Origin of the sequence: Kitasatospora sp. HUAS MG31, assembly GCF_040571325.1 — a bacterium.
Classification (GTDB): domain Bacteria; phylum Actinomycetota; class Actinomycetes; order Streptomycetales; family Streptomycetaceae; genus Kitasatospora; species Kitasatospora camelliae.
In genome coordinates this window covers 4,420,082-4,438,487 of the sequence record NZ_CP159872.1, presented here as the reverse complement: position 1 = coordinate 4,438,487, position 18,406 = coordinate 4,420,082, and the positions used below count along the sequence as shown (strand labels likewise).

The window sequence follows — 18,406 nt, the reverse complement described above, 5'->3', positions numbered from 1 at the left end:
GATGCGCCGCTACCCGCCGATCGCCGAACACGGCCTCATCGGGGACCTGCAGACCGCCGCGCTGGTCTCCTCCGATGGGGTCCTGAACTGGCTCTGCTCCCCGCGTTTCGACTCCCCCAGCGTGTTCGCCGCCCTGCTGGACCACGACCGCGGCGGGCACTTCGCGATCACCTCCGAGGTGCCGGGGACCTCCGTCCGGCAGCTCTACGTGGCGGACACCGCGGTGCTGATCACCCGGTTCCTGACCCCCGAGGGCGTCGGCGAGGTGGTGGACTTCATGCCGGTCGAGCAGCCGGAGACGGCCGGCTCCCGGCACCGGGTGGTGCGGGTGATGCGGGTGGTGCGCGGCACCGTCCGGTTGGCCCTGGAGTGCCGTCCGCGCTTCGACTACGGGCGCGAGCCGCACGAGCTGGTGCTGGACGACGGCACCGCGCACTTCCGCGGCCGCTCGATCGCGGCCCACCTGCAGGTGCTCGGCCCGGTGTCGATGGAGCGGGACGGCGACGACGTCCGCGCCTCGGTCACGCTGGACGCCGGCCGGCTGGCCGCGGCCGTCCTCACCCTGGACGACCCCGACGCCGAGCCTCCCGGGCCGCTCACCTCCGACGAGCTGTGGTCGCGGTTCATCGCGGTGCACCGGTTCTGGCACGGGTGGATCCGCCGCTGCCGTTACCGGGGCCGCTGGCAGCAGATGGTCAACCGCTCGGTGATCACGCTCAAGCTGCTGACCTACGCCCCGACCGGCGCGCCGATCGCCGCGGCCACCACCGGCCTGCCCGAGCAGGTGGGCGGCGAGCGCAACTGGGACTACCGGTACACCTGGGTGCGGGACGCCTCGCTGTCCGTCCGCGCCATGCTCGACCTGGGCTTCACCGAGGAGGCGCACGCCTTCCGCCAGTGGCTGGGCCGGCGGGCCAAGCCCGTCGGCGACGGGGACGAGGAGCCGCTGCAGATCATGTACCGGGTCGACGGAGACCCCGACCTGGTCGAGGAGACCCTGGACCACCTGGAGGGCTGGCGCGGCTCCGCCCCGGTCCGGGCCGGCAACGGTGCCGCCCGGCAGCTCCAGCTCGACATCTACGGCGAGGCCGCCTTCGCCCTCTCCCAGTCCCCCGACCTCGGCCGGGAGGGCGGCTACGACGGCTGGCAGCGGTTCGCGGCGATGCTCGACTGGCTGGCCGACCACTGGGACCGCCCGGACGAGGGCATCTGGGAGACCCGCGGCGGGCGCCAGGACTTCACCTTCAGCCGGGTGATGTGCTGGGTGGCCTTCGACCGCGGCGTCCGGGTCGCCACCGAGTACGCCCGCCCCGCCGACCTCCCCCGCTGGACCGCCGCCCGGGACGCCATCCTGCACCAGGTGATGCGGGAGGGCTGGAGCACCCGGCGCAACGCCTTCGTCCAGCACTACGGCAGTGAGGTGCTGGACGCCTCGCTGCTGCTGATGCCCGTGGTCGGCTTCGTCGCCCCGCGCGACCCCCGCTGGCTCTCCACCCTGGACGCCATGGACGAGGAGCTGGTCAGCGACAGCCTGGTCTACCGCTACGACCCCGCCGCCTCCCCCGACGGCCTGCGCGGCTCCGAGGGCACCTTCTCGCTGTGCAGCTTCCTGTACGTGGACGCACTCGCCCGGGCCGGCCGGCTCGACCAGGCCCGGTACGCCTTCGACAAGATGCTCACCTACGCCAACCACGTCGGGCTCTTCGCGGAGGAGATCGGGCCGACCGGCGAGCAGCTCGGCAACTTCCCGCAGGCCTTCACCCACCTGGCGCTGATCACGGCGGCGATGGCGCTGGACGCGGAGCTCGACCGCGCGGAGAGTGAGGGTGACGGGCACGTCGGCCGGTGGCCCCCCGACCGGCCCGTGGGAGGCGGGTCGCCGGCGGGCGGGGGCGGGCCGTGGCTCCCTGCCGTGGACTGACCGGACGGACGGTTCGCGGCGGACCGCCAACGGGTGGTCTGCCGGTGGGCGTGCCGAGGCCGTCGTGCGCGCCGCCGCCGGGAGGTGAATCCAGCCGTGGCCACCGAGCAGGACGACTCCGCCGCACCGGAGGAGCCCTCCCAGCCCCCTGAGCCGTCGGAGCCGCCGGATCGCCAAGAGCCGCCGGAGCCGCCGGATCATCAGGAGCCGCCGGAGCTGCCCCGGACGCTGTTCCACGCGCTGGCGACCGACCAGGGGCACCTGGCGGAGCGGCTGGCCGGGTTCGCGGTGAGCTGGCTCGGGGCCGGAGCGGGCCGGACGGCGGCCCGGCTGCGGGAGCGCGACCCGGACGCCTCGTTGGACGAGCTCCGGACGGCGGTGATCGACCGGGGCCGGCGGGAGAGCGAGCTGGAGGGCGCCTTCGTCGGCGGGCCGTTCATCGTCATGGTCCCGTTCGCGTTCTGCGCGGCGCTGCTGGCCCAGATCCGGATGGTGCTCACCCTGGCGGCCCTGGCCGGTCACGAGACCACCACGCCCGAGTCGGTGGCCCACCTCCTCGTCCTCCAGGGCGTCCACCCGGACCTGCCGCAGGCCCGGGCCGCGTTCGCCGCCCTGCCGCCCGCCGAGGAGGCCGCGCCGCGGTACACGGCCTGGCCCCGGGCGGTCTGGCGGGTGGTGTCGCGGATGGCCAAGCTGCTCGGCCTGGTCACCCCGGACCGGGAGGACCGCGACACCGGCCGGGTGCGGGCCGCCCTGCGCTGGGTCCCGGTGCTGGTGGTGTTCGCGGTCGGGACGGTGGCGCCACTGGTCTGGCTGCCGTATCTGGGCTTCTCCTACCACCGGGCCACGAACGAACTGGGCGAGCGGGCCGTGCGGTACTACGCCGGGCCGCAGCCGGTCGCCGCGCCACCGGAGGGCGGGACGGCGCCGCCCGTGGCGGCCGACGCCGACGGGGGCCCCCGGGAGCAGGACGGCAGCGGCGACCGGGCGGGAGCGGGACCGGAGGCGGAGGCCGAGGAGCGGCCGGTCCGGACCGCCCCCGCCGTGATCGGCGCCGGTATCCGCGCGCTGCTCACCCTGCTGGTGCCGGCCGCCGCGGTGGGGTTCGCGGTGGTGCTGGACCTCCGGGTGCTGGACAGCCGCTGGCCGGTCTTCGGCATCCTGCTGATCGTCTTCTCGGCCGCAGCCGGCGCGGCCTGGCGGCTCCACCACCACCGCCGGATCCACGCTCTCCACGCCCGGGACCGCAGCTGAAACCCCGCGCCCGGGGCGGTGGAATTCCCCCGGATCGGCCGGGGAAAAGCCCGGCGGGACGGGCAGCCGGAATGCACCTGCGGCCGTTCCGGAAATCCCGGGGAATCCCGGACGACGGCACTCCCCGCGTCCGGCGGACACCCGCGGAGGTGCCGGACGCCCAGGTCCACGGGGCCGGTCCGGCGGGCCACGGCGGACGGTGACGGCCCTTCGCCGCTCGCGGGCGGGACTTTTCCCGGCCCCGGAAAGGCGAAAGGACCGGCCTTCGAGGTGTGATCCTCGCGGGCCGGCCCTTCCGACGTTCGTACCGCATTGCGGTGTTGTGCCCCAGGCAGGATTCGAACCTGCGACACCGGCTTTAGGAGCCCGGGGGTTGGCCAACAGCCCTGACCTGCAACCTTCCTATTGATCAGAAACTCAATTGGTTCTCGTCGAGGGTGTAGCGGACCTGTGGACCATGGAAGTAGCCGCGGACGATGTGAGGTTGGCGCTGGCGTCGATGGAAGAAGCGCCGGGCTTCGGCTGCCAGTTCGGCCTGGTTGCGGGCCCGGTGGCTCATGGGCAGGCTGCGCTTGAGGTCGGCGTTGACCAGTTCGTCGGGGTTCAGCTCGGGCGAGTAGGACGGCAGGAAGTGCAGCTCGACCTGGTCGGCGTGGTCGGCCAGCCAGGCGCGGACCTTTTTGCTGCGGTGAGCCGAGTGCCGGTCCACGACGAGGTGAATCTTGCGGTCGAAGTGGCCGGCGAGCCGGCTGAGGAAGCGGCACATGACCTGCGCGTCGAAGGTGCCGGTGAAGACCATGAAGTGCATGCGGCCCTTGGTGCTGATCGCGGACATGGCGTTGACCGAGAACCGGTTCCCGGTCCGGCGCACGATCGGGGTCCGGCCCTTCTCACCCCAGGTCCGGCCGGTGACCTGGTCAGAGCGGATGCCGACCTGGTCGGCGAACAGCACCTCGGCGCCCTCGGCCCTCGCCTTCGCGCGGATCGCCGGCCAGGTCTCCTCCAGCCAGCCGCGCACCGCCTCGGGATCCTGCTCGACAGCCCGCTTGTCCGGACGCTGGAACGACAGCCCCCAGCGGCGCAGGTACTTGCCCACCCCTGGCTCGGTCAGCCGGACCCGGTACAGCTTCGCGATCAGCGCACCCACCTGGGAACGCGTCCACAGCTGACCGACAAGCCCCAGGTCACACGGCTGGTGGTCGAGCACGGCCTGCCGCACCGCGGCCTGCTCGGCCTCGGACAGCACCTGATGCTCCCCGACCCGCCGGCCGCGCGGGCGCCCGATCAGCGCCTCGCGCCCGCCGGCCAGCCACCTCGCCCACCAGCCGTCCACCGCCTTCAACGAGACCTTGAACACCGCCGCGACGTCCTCGCGATCCCGGCCCTCCACCAGCGCGGCCACCGCCCGCAGCCGCAACGCTTCCTGCGCCGACGGCGACAAGTGCCGCGCATCTCGCACCAGTTCACTCACGCGGTGTTCAACGAGCCGGAACCCCTACCGTTTCGGATCAATATGCCCATGGGTCTTCCATCCATCCCCCGCCCTATACCTCGATTCCCCGTGGCTCCCCCTCCGATCTGGCACGGCTGTGGCACGACCCGCTAGGCATCGCGTGCGAGCTCTGGGACCGGGAACGAGCGGCTTCACAGACCGCCACACAGCGGGCGTTCAAACCCACCGCAGCCTGCGGCTCAGCGTTAGACCGCACAACCAATGCGAGCTTGGTCCGTCGCTGGCCCTGGTTCCCCAGGACCTCTCCCAGTCCGACGTCGCGAGCACCCAAGTCATGCAGGACCTCCTGCCTACAAGGACTGGCCGAGGCGCTCGCAGAGGCCTGCAGGAAGCTGTGGGTGGCAGCTTCGTTGACTCCTCGATACTGGCCGCCGCGACGACGTATCGTGGCACAACGCTCGATCCGACACCCTGCATGCGGGCCGCTCGGCAGCACCAGCTGAAAAACGGCGGCCCCTGATGCACGCAGACCTAGTGACCGCCGACCAGCAGGGGAACGGGGTACATTTTCGGCCATTCCCCATGATTCCCGACTGATTCCTTACCACACAGGCACGGGCGGGCAGAGGAGTCAGCTTGAACACCCCGGATACCGGCAGGCAGCTCGGATGTCTGGTGATCCAAGGACCGGCCTGGAGATCATATCTTGGCTTCCACTCAAACAGGACGCCTTCTTCTAATTCTTAGCCCAGGCCCCTCTCGTGCACCATAACCACTGGCACGGCTCGGTGCGACCCCGCTGGGCTGCGCCCTGCCTGACTTTGCCGGAAACGAGGGCAAGCTTCCACCATTTCTGACATGATCTCCCCATGTCGACATGGCTCCGATCCCGAGATGTTAGGCAGCAGCGAGAAGCTTCTGCTAGCGAGATTGCGGAACTCGCAGCGAGCACAGCGCGTCTTTTCCCCGGCAGGGGAGTGCCGCTGCGGGTTCGCCTCGCCCTGCGCGTGTATGGGAGGACGCAGAAATCATCCTCTGCCGCCGCCGTGCTTTATGGAATGATCCTCGGGATTTGGTGGCCAATTCCAATTGCCATGATTTTGGACAAAGGTAGGGGGTCAATCAGAAACATGCTGGGCTGGTTCTATCATGGAAGCATTAATGCTGCCTCATCTATCGATGATCCCTCAAAGATGATCGAGTCAATCCTCAGGATGTGCGGCTCCCTCGCCCTCTACTTGACCATCTGGTACCTGCTGGCTTTCGCTCCTATCGTTACCCCCCTTCGCGCGATTCGCGGGTATCCCGGGATCCCGATACCGGGTCGCAGGGTGGCCTTGTTGAACCGCCAGGCTTCGATCGTTCACTCGTGCGCCGTAGCGATAATTGCATGCGGTAAGGCGGTTGGAAAGTCAGGCGAGCGCAGAGTGACGGAGGCCCATGCCGCAGCAGACGGAGTCCGACTGATCCGCCAAAAGTTGCCGATTTTGGCATATTCCGACGCAAGCCCAAAGGGGATCAGAAGAAAGAGAAGGAAGCTCGCCCTGAGTCATTCTCGGAAAGTTGCGAAGATACTCAAGGGTTACGAGGATCGAATGATTGAAGCGTCCGATGAGGAGCTCAAGGCGATTGCGGACAGCCTGCTAAAAATTGCAGATCGCGCGGCAAATCGACGCCACACCGAACTATTGGATGCCGATCAGCTGCCCGCCTCGATCGCCTCCGAGCGAGAATCATTTCGCCTCGCTGTTGGCGCCCTCCTGACGCTTCTTCTGTCGGCATCCTCGGTTGCAGTACTGAATTTCCTGGGCGTTGCGGACGGCCTGGAGCCTGTGGCAATAACGGCTTCATTGATTGTCTCGGCGGTTATTGTCTTCCGAGGGAAGGCTTTGCAGAAGCTGGAATCTCTCGGCCTTCTGGGAGGCGGCGCGAGCCGATCCGGGGGTGCCAGTGAGAACGATCCCGGGAACCCGACTTAGGGGTCGCCCTTGGCCGCCCTTGGACGGCCCACAGGCGGCCCGGATTGTCACCGTCCCAGGCATTCCTGAGCAGCAGGATTCGCGCCGCACGCTCAGGCGGCAGCACCGCCTGCCATCCCCGTTTGGTAACGAGATCAAGGCACTCAGTTATCACTCCCTGCCGGTACGCGATGATTCGCTCACCACGTCCACAACAGACCGAGGATCGCCCGCGTGAATCCGTACAACATGCCGTCAGCCAACCCGGCCCCGCGAAGCGGGAGAAACCGGCTGCTGCGGATTGTCTTGCTGGTCTTCCTGCCGCCGGTCGCGGCCGTCATGACATGGCGCTCGCGTCGCGTGCACATCGCCGCGAAGGTTCTGCTGACGGTGTGCTGCCTGTCCATGTCGCTCCTCTGGCTCGGGGTAATCATCAGCCCGAGCCCGAAGAGCGGGGCCCCAACGCCGGCGGCCAATACTGCCGCACCAGCGAGCAGTCCCACACCGACCCCCAGCGATAGCCCCACCCCGAGCACTACTCTCACGGCGACCCCATCCCCCACTCCGACGCCGGAGAATCCGAAGCCGACGCCGACCAGACCTCCCGTCTACGAGACCCAATCGCCCATCGTGGTGCCGACCACCGAGACAGTCACCCCTGAGCCCGAGCGCACCAGCGCCCCTGCGGCCGTCTACTTCAAGAACTGCGATGAAGCGAAGGCCGCCGGCGCCGCCCCGCTCCATCGCGGAGACCCCGGCTACCGCTCCGGGCTCGACCGCGACGGCGACGGGGTTGCTTGCGAGCGTTGACGGTGCCGCATGAAGAGCGAGCAAATGTCTGGGCTTGGGAATCTCGCTCTTGCCACGGCCCACACACCCACCACCTGCGGTTACGGGGGCAGCAGCCCTGGCGTGGCCTCGCCGTCGAGGGGCACTGTTGACCGCCATTGACCGCGTGTCCCCACTACTTAGGGCACGGCTGGGGCACGCCGCCAACCGTCACGCACTATTCAGGTCACCGCCGGGCCTGCCAGGTACTCGTCGGGACGAAGGTGCCACGCGGACTCCCAGGCACCCAGCATGAAGTTCCATCCCCTCGGGCCGCACCCTGTTGACCTGGGCATGAAGCCCTGGGCGAGATAGACGAATCTCCGGAGCGCCAGGCACCCGACGTCGTAGCATGCGCACATGACTGCAGCTGACGCGACGCCGCCAACAGTGTTCTCTGCTTTTGCAGGTCGTGACGATCTACAGGCCTACGGGGATAACGGGCTCATCCTGTTTGCTCTTCAGTTGAGCCTTGGAATTGACGACATCCACTCGGTAGCCGCGACAGCGCTCACAGACGGCAATAATGACAAGAAGTGCGACCTCGTCTACGTCGATCTGGACCGCGAACGAGTCATTGTCGGGCAAGCCTACTTCACCCAGAAGAACAGCAAGGAGGCCCCTGCCAATAAGGCGAGCGACCTGAATACGGCCGTAACATGGCTACTGAAGGGTCCACTAGAAGGATTGCCGGAGAATCTGCGATACGCCGCCGAGGAAGTCCGAGAGGCATTTCGGGCGGACAAGGTCCGCGAATTCGACATCTGGTACTGCCACAATCTCCCCGAGTCCACCAATGTGCGCACCGAGCTGGACCAAGTGGCCCACACGGCCAAGGCCCTAATTTCTAGTGAATTCCCCAATGCTCGAACCACATCCATTTCCGCATCGGAAATCGGCCAGGCGCGCCTCGAAGAGTACTATTTGCGGACTCGGAATCCAATCTCAGTCACCGAGACCTTCCGGATCCCGATCCAAGGCGGATTCGAGGCAAGCGGCGAGAAGTGGCGATCATTCTGCACTTCAGTACAAGGGGCATGGCTTCGCGACCTGTGGAAAAAGCATGAATCCGATTTGATGTCCCCCAACGTCCGCGACTATCTCGGAATCGTTCGATCCGAGCGCAACATCAACTACGGCATCAAGAATACTGCCCGCGACATGCCTGAGAATTTCTGGGTCTACAACAACGGCCTGACGATTCTCGTGAACTCGTTCTCTCACCAGGAGCCGGCCTCCCCCGGAGACACGGCCCACCTGGAGATTTCTGGAATGGGCATCATTAACGGCGCCCAGACCACGGGATCCATCGGCACGCTCGGCGAGGCGGAGGCGGAGCGGCTCGGAGACACCTGGATCATGGCCAGGTTCGTCAAGTGTGACGACCCCGACGTGCTGGCTGACATCGTCAAGTACAACAACACCCAGAACAAGGTGGAAGCCTCAGACTTCCGCAGCAAGGACGCCGTACAGGACCGCCTTCGAAAGGAGTTTGAAAAGATCCCGGATTCGGACTACCGGGGCGGGCGTCGCGGCGGCACAAAGGATGCAATCGAGAGGTCGCGAAACCTCCTGCCGGATTCGACAGTCGCACAGGCGCTTGCAGCTTTCCACGGGAAGCCCAACATCGCCTATAACGACACGCGACGCATCTGGGACGAAGATGGCGTCTATGCCCAGTTCTACAACGAGAAGACAACTGCAAGGCATGTCGTATTCACTTACTCGCTGCTGAGGGCAGTTGAGAGCGCGAAGCTTGAGATTTCCCAGATTCCTGACGACCAGCGAACGGCCGCGCAAGCGCGACACATGTCCTACTTTCGCCAGCGCGGGGCAATCCATCTGATGGTTTCAGCGGTAGCTGAGTGCCTTGAGACCATCATCACATCCGCCATTCCCGATCGCTTCTCGCTGCATTTCTCGGATAATGTCGGCCCAAAGGCGGCAGAAGAGGTCTGGAAGCCAATTGTAGCGAGCTGCCTTCCCTTCGCACATCAGCTCACCGATGCCGTATCTGGCGGCCTCAAGAGTGCGGACCGCGTCGCTTCCGCTATTACCAACTTCCAGGCAATGGTTGAAGCTACAGCAGCATCAAACGAGGACAGCTATGCGGAGTTTGCTCGCAAAGTGAAGTATTCGTAGCGGTTGATCGGCGCGGCGGCGGACGCACGCGGGTGGTGGAGCGGTTTTGGCCGGTGTCCTGTCTGGTCTGGGTCCGAGCATGATCGGGGTGCCGTAAGCTGCTGCGACTCGGTCAGGGCTCTTTGGGCCTGACCGCAATTTGGCCGAGTGGCCCCCCGGTCTTGCTCGGTGCGGGTCCCGGTCCTGGCAGGTGGGTAAAACCGTGGAGCCGCCCGCCCCCAGCGCCGGCGGGGTTCTGGGCTCAGCCCTCTTCTGCCGTCCGTCCGCCGGCGAAGCGGCCGGGGCGCCGCCGGAGCGGGGCGAAGACAGGAGCGTCGGCGAGCGGCCAGGGCCGCGCGCTGGCGCGCTGTGCGCGCCTTGACGATGTAGCGAAAGTCGTAACAGCTCTCGTCGCTTTCACCATCGGTGTGCGCGCCTCGCGGCCCCAAGCCTCAGCAGTCGTTGCTCGCCACCGCTCCCACAATGGTGGCGTCCTCGAAGCCGTGCTCGGCAGCAACCGCAGGCCGCTGCGCGACCCATCCAGAGACACGCGGTCCACCGTTCACCGCGCCCCCCTCGCGGACCGTACGTACATGCGAGAACCCGTGATCGAGGTAGTACTGCTGCAAGCGCGCGTTCGTCGTCCATGCATCCAGCCGAAGCCACCTTGCACCCTGGCCGGCCGCACGGGTGCCCGCCCAGTTCAGCAGCCGCCCCCCAATGTCGCGGCCCGCATAGGCGCGCGAGACCGTCAGCTTGTTGATGTAGCGCGCGGGCTCGCTGAGTTCGCTCGGCGTCCAGAGGCCATCCTCAGCTTCGGGTGTGAGCGTTATGGTCCCGACGATCTCCGCCCCGTCTCGGAGCATGAACACCGTACCGGCCTCTATCGTGGCCAGGAGCTTGTCCGCCGGGTACGGGCGGCTCCACTGGTCACTCCCGAGCGCACTCAACCACCCTGCCGCCTCTTCCCGGAAGGCGAGAAGCTGGCCCAGGTCCGCTGGCGTTCCTGACTCGATGATCACGCTTGCTCCTCCCGAGCCGCGAGGTTGCCGATCTCGTAGTTCATGTGGTTGAGATCGCCACGGAATGTGGTGACGGTGCATCGGATCGGCTTGTCCTGCGAATAGCCGGTCCGCACCCACACCAGCACCGGCACGCCGGCGCCCACCTGGAGAAGCCGCGCTTCGTCTGGCGTGGGCATCCGGGTGGAGATGTCGTCGAAGTAGCCGACCTGCTCCACTCCGAGTCCGGCCAGGTACCGGGTGGTTCCCTCCTCGATGTCGCCCGGCTCCGCCAACCGGGGCGCCTTCTCGACCAGCCACATGGGGTAGTTGGTGGCCTGCGTGGACCACGGCACGCCGTCGACATAGCGGTGGCAGAACCGCAGGACAGTCGTCGCCCCGTCAGCCACCCGGAGCTGTCCGGCTACGAGCGCCGACGCGGGCTGCATCTCCACCCTGAACTCTTGGTGAGGCCGCCGGCCGGCATGCGTCACGTCCGTGTTGTACGCGTCCCCATTCTGGGGGAACGTGAGGTTCTCGAAGCGCGAGGCGTTCAGGCTAAACACCTCGTGCGATCGGACCTCATAGCCGAGCCCCTGGCTAGCTGAGATCAGCCCCTCAGCGACGAGGACGTTCAGGCCCGCGCGCACGGTGTTCCTGGAGGCGTCGAACCGGTCACACAGGTCGCGCTCGGACGGCAGGCGCGCCCCGGGCGGGAACGCCCCCGCGCTGATCTCGTTCCGGAGCACGTCTGCGACTCGGCGGTACAGCGGCTGGCTACTCATACCTCCCATAATGCCCCACTGGGTCAACTGGTTCCTACATGTTGGACCAATGGGCTTGACGCTCGCTCTCCGTGAGTGCAGCATCATGTTCAGCAGCTTGTACCTACCAGTTGAGCCAGTGGCTCAAGAGGGACAAGAGGGCAGTGATGGGCTACGCCCAAAACCACCTCTGAGCTGTGCAATCTCAGCCCCGCGAATGGGCGGCTACCGCCGCACCCAGGGGCAGGAGCCCTCGCGGTTGATGAGGGGGAGGCACCCGGGCGCCTTGTCAGTCCCGGAGGGCAGAGATCGAAAGATCAGCCGTCCAGGCCTATGCGGGGAGCACGCTCCCCGAGAGGACGGCACTGCGGGCCTGCGCCACCACGGTGGCTGCGGGCCCGCCTTCGTGAACGAGTGACTTTGGTGACCGACCCGTCCTCTCGTGGGGCGGGTCGAGACCCATGGCTACTCGTACATGGCGAGTTGCCTGGGTCCGCGAGAACGGGCCGCCGCGCTCCGGCCAAGGATCGCGCGGCGGCCCTGGGGCCCACCCCCTTCTAGGAAGAGGTAGACCCGTGAAGTCGATTGTTGCAGGCCAGCGTGCCGCGAACGCCGATGAGTTCGCGGAGCTGGCGCTGGGCGTGGACGAGGAGCTGTTCGCTGGCGTGGCCGGTGAGTCGGCAATCGAGTGGCAGGCCCGGATGGACGTTGCCGTGGCGGTGCTGGCGGACCTGCGCCGGGAGGACCTGGAGCTGGCCGCCTACGCGGAGCGGCTGATGGACCGGGCGCCGGTCCCGATGGCGAAGACCCGACGGAAGACCGCCGCCGGTGCGCGGAGCGGTCTGGCGGTGGCGGCGTGAGCGGCTTCGGCGTGGCGCTCACGAGCGCTCACCGGGTGCTCACGGAGCGCCCGTCCGGCCCGGGGTGGTGGTCGTGGTGAAGGCTTCGATCAGTGTGGATCAGGTCCGCTCGGCTGAGCGGGCGCTGAGCGCGGGGACGTGGTTGATCACGTTCGGTGCGGTGCTGTACAGCGTGCTCACGGTGACCCCTTTGATGGCCGGCCACACCCCGAAGGGTTGGGAGTGGACGGCACCGATCCTGCCGCTGGTGGTGGACGCGGCGGTGGTCATCGTGGTCCGGATGGACAGTCTGCTGGCCCGCCTCGGCGGGGACGGCGGACGCTGGCCGGCTGTGCTGCGGTGGATGACCGGCCTGATGACGGTGCTGCTCAACGTGGGTCTGTCGGCGCTTAGCAGGGATCTCGTCGGGGTCGCCGTTCACGCGGTGGCGCCGTTGCTGCTGATCGTCACGGCAGAAACCTCGCTGGCGTATCGACGGGGCATTGCCGCAGCTCTCACCGCCAGAGACGCCGCTCAGCGGGCCGAACGGGCGGAGCGGGAGCGTCTGGCAGACGAGCGCCGGCAGCGCGAGCGTGCTGAGCGGCTTGAGCAGTGGGAGGCGCGTGAGCGGCTGGAGCGTGAGCGCCGTGAGCACGATGCCCGGATGGCTGCCGAGCAGCGTGAGCACGAAGCCCGGATCCGCCGGGAGGAGCGTGAGGAGGCCGCCCGTCGGGAGGCTGTTGAGCGGGCTGAGCGGGAGGCTCGTGAGCGCGAGATGAGCGAGCGTGAGCACCGTGAGCGCCTTGAGCGGCAGGCCCGTGAGGAGCGTGAGCGCCGGGAGCGGATCGAGCGCCAGGAGCGCGAGGAGGCCGCCCGTCGGGAGGCTGTTGAGCGGGCTGAGCGGGAGGCTCGTGAGCGCGAGATGAGCGCTCGTGAGCGCCGTGAGCGCCAGGCTGCGGAGCTGCTGGCCCAGGGGCCAGCGGGCGAGCGGCTGCCGGAGAGTGTGGCCCGGGAGGTCGCGGCGGCGGCGGTCGAGGCCGGCCTGTCGCAGCGGCAGGCGGTCGAGCTGACCGGCTGGTCCGCCGGGTGGATCGCGGCCCGCTACAAGGAGGCCGCCGCCCCGGAGCGTCACGCTCTCCACGCGGTCCCGGACGCTGAGGCGGTCGCGTCGTGAGCCGGCCGCGCTTCTGGGATCCGGCCGGGGAGCGGTTCGGGATTCCGACGTTCCCGTGGCGGATGGCCCCGGAAGGCTTCTGCACCCGCCGCCAGCTCCGCGCCCGGGGTCTGCGGCCCAACGGCCAGCCCGTGGCCGCGCAGGTCCTGTGGTACTCCCGCCGCTACGGGGGCGGGGTTCGGGCCGCGTACCTGTACCGGCCCGAGCTGGCCGCCCCGGTCCGGCCGATGACCCCCGCCAAGGCCGCCGCGCTCGCTGCCGCCAATGCCGCCCGCCGCCTCTGCCCGGACTGCGGGCTGGACGCGGGCCACGTCCTGCCGGCCCACCTGGGCCGCTGCCTGACCTGCGAATACGGCGATCCGCTCGCCGCCTGATCCCCGAACCATCCACTGACCCCACGATCTCAGGAGAGTCACCGATGACGGACGCCCTGATCCAGGTCGGAATCGAGACCATCGGCACCCTGCACCCCGACGCCATCAGCTTGGTCGGGGACGGCCTGTACTTCGACCTCGGCCACCGCTTCCGCAACCCCCACCACGACCCGGCGATGCGCTACCGCACCGGCCTGGACCCCGCAGTCCGCGAACACGTCCTCACCACCCCGGGCGTGATGCCGATGGTCGAGCGGATCGCCGAGAGCGCCAAGGCCGTCCTTGCCGCCTACGCCGATCCGCGCCGCCTGCTCGTGAACGTCACCATCGCCTGCCGCGGCGGCCGGCACCGCTCCGTCGCGGTCGCCGAAGCCGTCGCCGCCTACCTCCGCACGGACGGCATCGCCGTCGAGGTACGCCACCACCACATCGGCGAGCCGGTCATCGAGAACCAGCCGCCCGCCCTGTAGCCCGGCCCGAACCTGAGAGAGGACGTGCTCTGATGAACCGCCATCTGGCCGCTGTGCCCCCGCCGGACGACCGCCCGGACTTCGACATGGAGCGACTGGCCGCGCTGGTCGCCCTCCAGCTCCACACCAACCAGACCAACGCCATGCTGCCCGCCCCCGCGCCTGCCCCGATGCAGGCTCCGGTGAACCCGGTCGTGCAGCGCTACGGCGGCTACCTCGCGGTGGGCGCGGGGGCTGCGGCCGTGCTGATCCCGGTGCTGCTGGCCACCACGGCCGCGCTGCTGGCCGCCGGCATGGGTGCCCTGGCACTGGCCATCTCCGCGCTGGTGATCCGCTGGATCATCCGCGACATGCGCCGTGGCTGACCCGGGGGACCAGATGACCACCTACCGCGTCGTTCTCGCCCAGGGCCCGCGCGGCAACTGGCGGCTGTTCGTCGCCCTGCCCGGCCGCGTCGCCAACTGGCCGACCGAGGAGTTCGCCGGCGCCGCCATCCCGAGCGTCTCTGCCCGCGCGGCCGCGCTGGAACGGCTCGGCTACCGGCTTCCGGACGGGTCCTCCTGGGACTGGGACGAGGACGCTGACGACGCCGGCGGCGTCGTCCTGCTCGCTGGTGCCCAGGTGCGGCCGGCCTGACGGCTGCCCGTCCTCTCCCGGCCTTCAACGGCCGGGCGGGGGTGGGGAGTCGGGACAGTCCCGGCCCGCAGGGGAGGCACCGCCATGACCACCAGCGCGAAGCCGCCGACCGGCGGCACCACCAGCAACAGCAGCACCCGTAACGGCTTCGGCTCCGGGGCGTCGTTCTCCCCCGGGCTGAACATCAACATCAACGCGAACAAGGGCGTGCCGCCGCAGATGGGCGCCTCCGCGAACCCCGGCACCGGGGTGAACCGCAGCTCGGCCCTGGCGCTGCCGGAGCCGGCGTTCTACTCCGCCGCCGACGTCCGCACGTACTGCGAGGACCTGCGGGCGTTCGCCTCGTACGCCGCGATCGAGGTCGAGGTCGCCTCGGAGATCCTCAAGGCCGCCCTCGAGCAGGCGCCGGCCGCGCCGGGTGACCACGTGTTCCAGGCGAAGATGCGGGCCCGCGCCGTGGCCAAGAAGCTCGGCAAGGCCGCCGACGCGCTCACCGACGCGGCGAAGGACGCCGCCGCCGCGTGGGCCGCGTTCCAGCGCGAGTACGCCGACGTCATGACCCCCCGCCAGCAGCGCCCGCAGGCCCGTCCCTTCCAGTTCTGACAGGAGGCACCACCATGGCCAAGCACCACAACAGCACGGACCCGGAGGCCCAGTACCGGGAGAGCCTGGAAGGCGCCAGCAACGGCACGGGCGTGCTCGCCTGGGTCGCCCACCGGGCGAAGCCGCACACCCCGCCGTGGCTGATGACCGGCGCCGCCGGCATCGGCGGGTCGCTGGCGTGGGTGCCGGCGCACGGCTCCGCCGGGTACGCGGTGGGCCTCACCCTCGGGTCGGTCGGGCTCACCGCGGCGACCTGGTGGGCCGGGAAGTCCACCACGCCGCAGCGGCGCCTGCACTCCGCCGTGACCGTCGCCGCCGGTTCGGCGTGGTTCACCGGGGTGGCGCTGGCCGGGTGGAACAGCCTGACCTTCGGCGCGTTCTGGATCGGCGGAGCGGTGCTGTCGCTGTCGTGGAACGTGCGGCAGGTCATGCGCCGCAACCCCGACGCTGTTCAGGCCGCCACGGACGCGGACGGCTCGCTGCTGGAGAAGGTCAAGCTCGCCGGGGCAAAGATCCGCCGCACCGAGGTCGAGCCGAACCGGGTCACCGCCGATCTGGTCCTGCCAGCGGGTGAGCTGACCAACGACGACGTCACCAAGGCGCTGGGCAACCTCGCCTCCGGCCTCGACGTCGCCACCACCGCCGTCCGCTACCTTCCGGACCCGGACTCCGCCCGCCGCGGCACCCTGACCGTCGTCCCGAAGGACATGCTCGCCGACGTCGTGGAGTGGGAGATGCCCACCAACGTCGGCGGGTCGATCGCCGATCCGCTGGTGATCGGCCGGTACGACGACGGCTCGCCGCTGATGCTGTGGCTGCCCGGTGACCCGCAGGCCGGCCGCAACGCGACGCACCTGCTGATCTGCGGCATGTCCGGCTCCGGCAAGGGTGACGGCGCGCTCAACGTCCTCACCGAGATCATGGGCCGGCGCGACGTGATCGTGTGGCTGTCCGACCCGAAGGCGTTCCAGGACTTCGGGCCGCTGCGGCCCGGCCTGGACTGGGCCGTGGAAGGCGGCGCCGCGACCGAGGCCATGGTCAGCGCGGTGCAGGGCGTGATCCCGGCCCGCACGCGCTGGCTCGGCGCGCACGGCTACCGGCAGTGGACCCCGCAGGCGGCCGAGCCGCAGACCGACCCGGCGCACTCCTGCCGGAAGGGCCGGGCCTGCGGGTGTGAGGGGATGCCGTTCCTGGTCGCCTGGTTCGAGGAGGCCGCGAACACCCTGCGGTTCATGGGAGAGGACGCGTTCACCGGGGCCGCTCAGGAGGCCCGGTCCGCCGGTATGGCCCTGGTCATCTCTCTCCAGCGCCCGAGCCACGACCAGCTCTCCACCAGCACCCGCGCCTCCCTGCCCTCGGTGCTGACGTTCGGCCTGGACCCCCGGGACGAGGGCATGGCCCTGCCCGGTCCGGTGCTGGACGCCGGCGCCCACCCCGGGGCCTGGTCCAACCGGCGCCCCGGATACTGCTACCTGGTCACCCCCGGCGTGGACGAGCAGCGTCACTCCGCCCCGGGCCGCACCTGGCGGTTCACCGGCCGGGCCGCCCGGGTCATGGAACAGCTCGCCGCGTGGGCCCAGCGCAACGGCGCCAAGGTCGACCCGATCACCGCCAAGGCCGCCGCCGCCACGGTCGGCAACGCCTACACCCAGCGCAACGGCCAGAAGGACAACGCCGACGCCAGCGATGACCCCTACGAGGGCAGCGTGTACGTCGAGCAGGACCAGGACGACGACATGGCGGGCCGGGTCGACCCGGAGGACACCGGCCTGGACCCGCAGGCCGAGCTTCCGCCGGTGCCGGACTCCCTGGCGTCCTTCGTGCTCGCCGGCCCGTCCTCGGTTCCGGACTTCACCCCGGAGGAGGCCCGCGCCGCCATGGACGCCATCGTGGCCGGCTTCGAGCAGGCCGGCGTGATGGTCATCGGTCCGAAGGACGTCATGGAACAGGCCGAGCAGTTCGGCCGCTCCCGCCCGTGGGTTTCCGGGGAGTTCCGCCGGCTGGTCGAGGACGGCCGTCTGGTGCCGGCCGCGCAGAAGGGCCGGTACCGGATCGTCCCCGCCCCGGCCCTGGTCTGACACCCCTGACACCTGACACCGCTGACACCCAAACCCGTAGACAGGCGAGGGTGTCAGAGGCGTCTGACACCCGCTGACACCCGGCCCTGACACCTCGCCTGACAGCCCGGCGAGCGGCCCCGCGATGGTCGCCCCGCCGGGCTGTCCTATGACCGGAGGCAACCTCAGTGAACCTCTCCGACCGCCCGTCGAACGGGCTGCGGATCCTCGACGCGTTCTGCTGCGCGGGCGGCGCCGGCACCGGCTACCACCGCGCCGGGTTCGACGTCACCGGCATCGACATCCGCCCCCGCCCCAACTACCCGTACCGGTTCGTGCAGGGCGACGCGGTGGAGTACATCCGCGCCCACGGCCACGAATACGACCTGATCCACACCTCCCCGCCCTGCCAGGCAGGATGCGCCCTCACCGTGGGCACCAACACCGCCATGGGCTGGGGCACCGCCCACGTGGACCTGGTCGCCGCCACCCGGGAGGCGGCCGAGTCCACCGGACGGCCGTACGTGATCGAGCAGCCCAACGGGCGCGCCGCCGTCCGCAAGGACATCAGCCTGTGCGGCGAGATGTTCGGCCTCGCGGTCCTGCGGCACCGCAACTTCGAGTTGGGCGGCTGGTCCATGCCCAACCCGACCCACACGCGGCACCGGGGCAGGGTCCGCGGCTGGCGGCACGGCGAGTACTTCGACGGCCCGTACGTCGCCGCGTACGGCTCCGGCGGCGGCAAGGCCAGCATTTCGGAGATGCAGCAGGCCATGGGCATCACCTGGACCGACGTCCGCGAGGAACTCACCGAAGCCATCCCGCCCGCGTACACCGAACTGATCGGGCGCGCCGCCGCCCGCACGCTCACCACCGGGCCCGCAGCCCTGGCCGCGTAGGACCCACTGCCGTGGCCGCTCTGGACTGGCGCGACGCCCGGCACTACGACCGCA

At 69.3% G+C, this 18,406-nt stretch carries 17 protein-coding genes; 14 read left to right on the top strand and 3 right to left on the bottom strand.

The window, feature by feature from the left end; all coding sequences use genetic code 11:
• Nucleotide 1: 1 nt before the first annotated feature.
• Both ABWK59_RS20145 and ABWK59_RS20140 read left to right on the top strand, forming a co-directional pair.
• Nucleotides 2-1,921, top strand: a complete 1,920-nt coding sequence (locus ABWK59_RS20145) for a glycoside hydrolase family 15 protein (RefSeq protein ID WP_354641993.1) — start codon at nucleotides 2-4, stop codon at nucleotides 1,919-1,921.
• A gap of 96 nt (nucleotides 1,922-2,017) precedes the next feature.
• Nucleotides 2,018-3,175, top strand: a complete 1,158-nt coding sequence (locus ABWK59_RS20140; RefSeq protein WP_354641992.1) for a hypothetical protein — start codon at nucleotides 2,018-2,020, stop codon at nucleotides 3,173-3,175.
• 409 nt (nucleotides 3,176-3,584) lie between these two features.
• Here ABWK59_RS20140 and ABWK59_RS20135 read toward each other — a convergent pair whose 3' ends face one another.
• A complete protein-coding gene (locus ABWK59_RS20135) occupies nucleotides 3,585-4,646 on the bottom strand; it encodes an IS630 family transposase (protein WP_354641991.1) in 1,062 nt (353 codons plus the stop codon).
• Nucleotides 4,647-5,497: 851 nt separating this feature from the next.
• On the opposite strand from ABWK59_RS20135, the gene ABWK59_RS20130 reads away from it, so the two are divergent.
• From ABWK59_RS20130 to ABWK59_RS20120, 3 genes are all read left to right on the top strand, one after another.
• Nucleotides 5,498-6,607: a hypothetical protein gene (locus ABWK59_RS20130; protein ID WP_354641990.1), complete on the top strand. Its 1,110-nt coding sequence runs from the start codon at nucleotides 5,498-5,500 to the stop codon at nucleotides 6,605-6,607.
• A gap of 213 nt (nucleotides 6,608-6,820) precedes the next feature.
• Nucleotides 6,821-7,396, top strand: a complete 576-nt coding sequence (locus ABWK59_RS20125) for an excalibur calcium-binding domain-containing protein (protein ID WP_354641989.1) — start codon at nucleotides 6,821-6,823, stop codon at nucleotides 7,394-7,396.
• Between the two features lie 378 nt (nucleotides 7,397-7,774).
• Nucleotides 7,775-9,556 carry an AIPR family protein gene (locus tag ABWK59_RS20120; protein WP_354641988.1) on the top strand — a complete coding sequence of 594 codons (1,782 nt, stop codon included), beginning with the start codon at nucleotides 7,775-7,777 and terminating at the stop codon, nucleotides 9,554-9,556.
• A 431-nt stretch (nucleotides 9,557-9,987) separates the two neighbouring features.
• Here the strand turns inward: ABWK59_RS20120 and ABWK59_RS20115 are convergent, their stop codons facing one another.
• Nucleotides 9,988-10,557: a GNAT family N-acetyltransferase gene (locus tag ABWK59_RS20115; protein WP_354641987.1), complete on the bottom strand. Its 570-nt coding sequence runs from the start codon at nucleotides 10,555-10,557 to the stop codon at nucleotides 9,988-9,990.
• Nucleotides 10,554-11,321: a GntR family transcriptional regulator gene (locus ABWK59_RS20110; RefSeq protein WP_354641986.1), complete on the bottom strand. Its 768-nt coding sequence runs from the start codon at nucleotides 11,319-11,321 to the stop codon at nucleotides 10,554-10,556. The genes ABWK59_RS20115 and ABWK59_RS20110 overlap by 4 nt, the downstream gene beginning before the upstream one ends.
• Nucleotides 11,322-11,875: 554 nt before the next feature.
• On the opposite strand from ABWK59_RS20110, the gene ABWK59_RS20105 reads away from it, so the two are divergent.
• From ABWK59_RS20105 to ABWK59_RS20065, 9 genes are all read left to right on the top strand, one after another.
• A complete protein-coding gene (locus ABWK59_RS20105; RefSeq protein ID WP_354641985.1) occupies nucleotides 11,876-12,160 on the top strand; it encodes a hypothetical protein in 285 nt (94 codons plus the stop codon).
• A gap of 88 nt (nucleotides 12,161-12,248) precedes the next feature.
• Nucleotides 12,249-13,313 (top strand): DUF2637 domain-containing protein, encoded by a 1,065-nt coding sequence (locus ABWK59_RS20100; protein ID WP_354645028.1) that lies wholly within the window; start codon nucleotides 12,249-12,251, stop codon nucleotides 13,311-13,313.
• Nucleotides 13,310-13,687, top strand: coding sequence for an RRQRL motif-containing zinc-binding protein (locus ABWK59_RS20095; RefSeq protein ID WP_354641984.1), 378 nt, complete (start codon nucleotides 13,310-13,312; stop codon nucleotides 13,685-13,687). Before ABWK59_RS20100 ends, ABWK59_RS20095 begins: the two co-directional genes overlap by 4 nt.
• A gap of 44 nt (nucleotides 13,688-13,731) precedes the next feature.
• A complete protein-coding gene (locus tag ABWK59_RS20090; RefSeq protein WP_354641983.1) occupies nucleotides 13,732-14,157 on the top strand; it encodes an RNase adapter RapZ in 426 nt (141 codons plus the stop codon).
• 32 nt (nucleotides 14,158-14,189) lie between these two features.
• A complete protein-coding gene (locus ABWK59_RS20085; RefSeq protein WP_354641982.1) occupies nucleotides 14,190-14,522 on the top strand; it encodes a hypothetical protein in 333 nt (110 codons plus the stop codon).
• 13 nt (nucleotides 14,523-14,535) lie between these two features.
• Entirely contained in the window at nucleotides 14,536-14,793 is a 258-nt protein-coding gene (locus tag ABWK59_RS20080; protein WP_354641981.1) for a DUF6303 family protein, read from the top strand.
• 84 nt (nucleotides 14,794-14,877) lie between these two features.
• A complete protein-coding gene (traA, locus tag ABWK59_RS20075; RefSeq protein ID WP_354641980.1) occupies nucleotides 14,878-15,396 on the top strand; it encodes a plasmid transfer protein TraA in 519 nt (172 codons plus the stop codon).
• Between the two features lie 14 nt (nucleotides 15,397-15,410).
• Nucleotides 15,411-17,474, top strand: coding sequence for a plasmid transfer protein TraB (traB, locus tag ABWK59_RS20070; protein ID WP_354641979.1), 2,064 nt, complete (start codon nucleotides 15,411-15,413; stop codon nucleotides 17,472-17,474).
• 167 nt (nucleotides 17,475-17,641) lie between these two features.
• Nucleotides 17,642-18,352 carry a DNA methylase gene (locus ABWK59_RS20065; protein WP_354641978.1) on the top strand — a complete coding sequence of 237 codons (711 nt, stop codon included), beginning with the start codon at nucleotides 17,642-17,644 and terminating at the stop codon, nucleotides 18,350-18,352.
• Nucleotides 18,353-18,406: the final 54 nt, after the last annotated feature.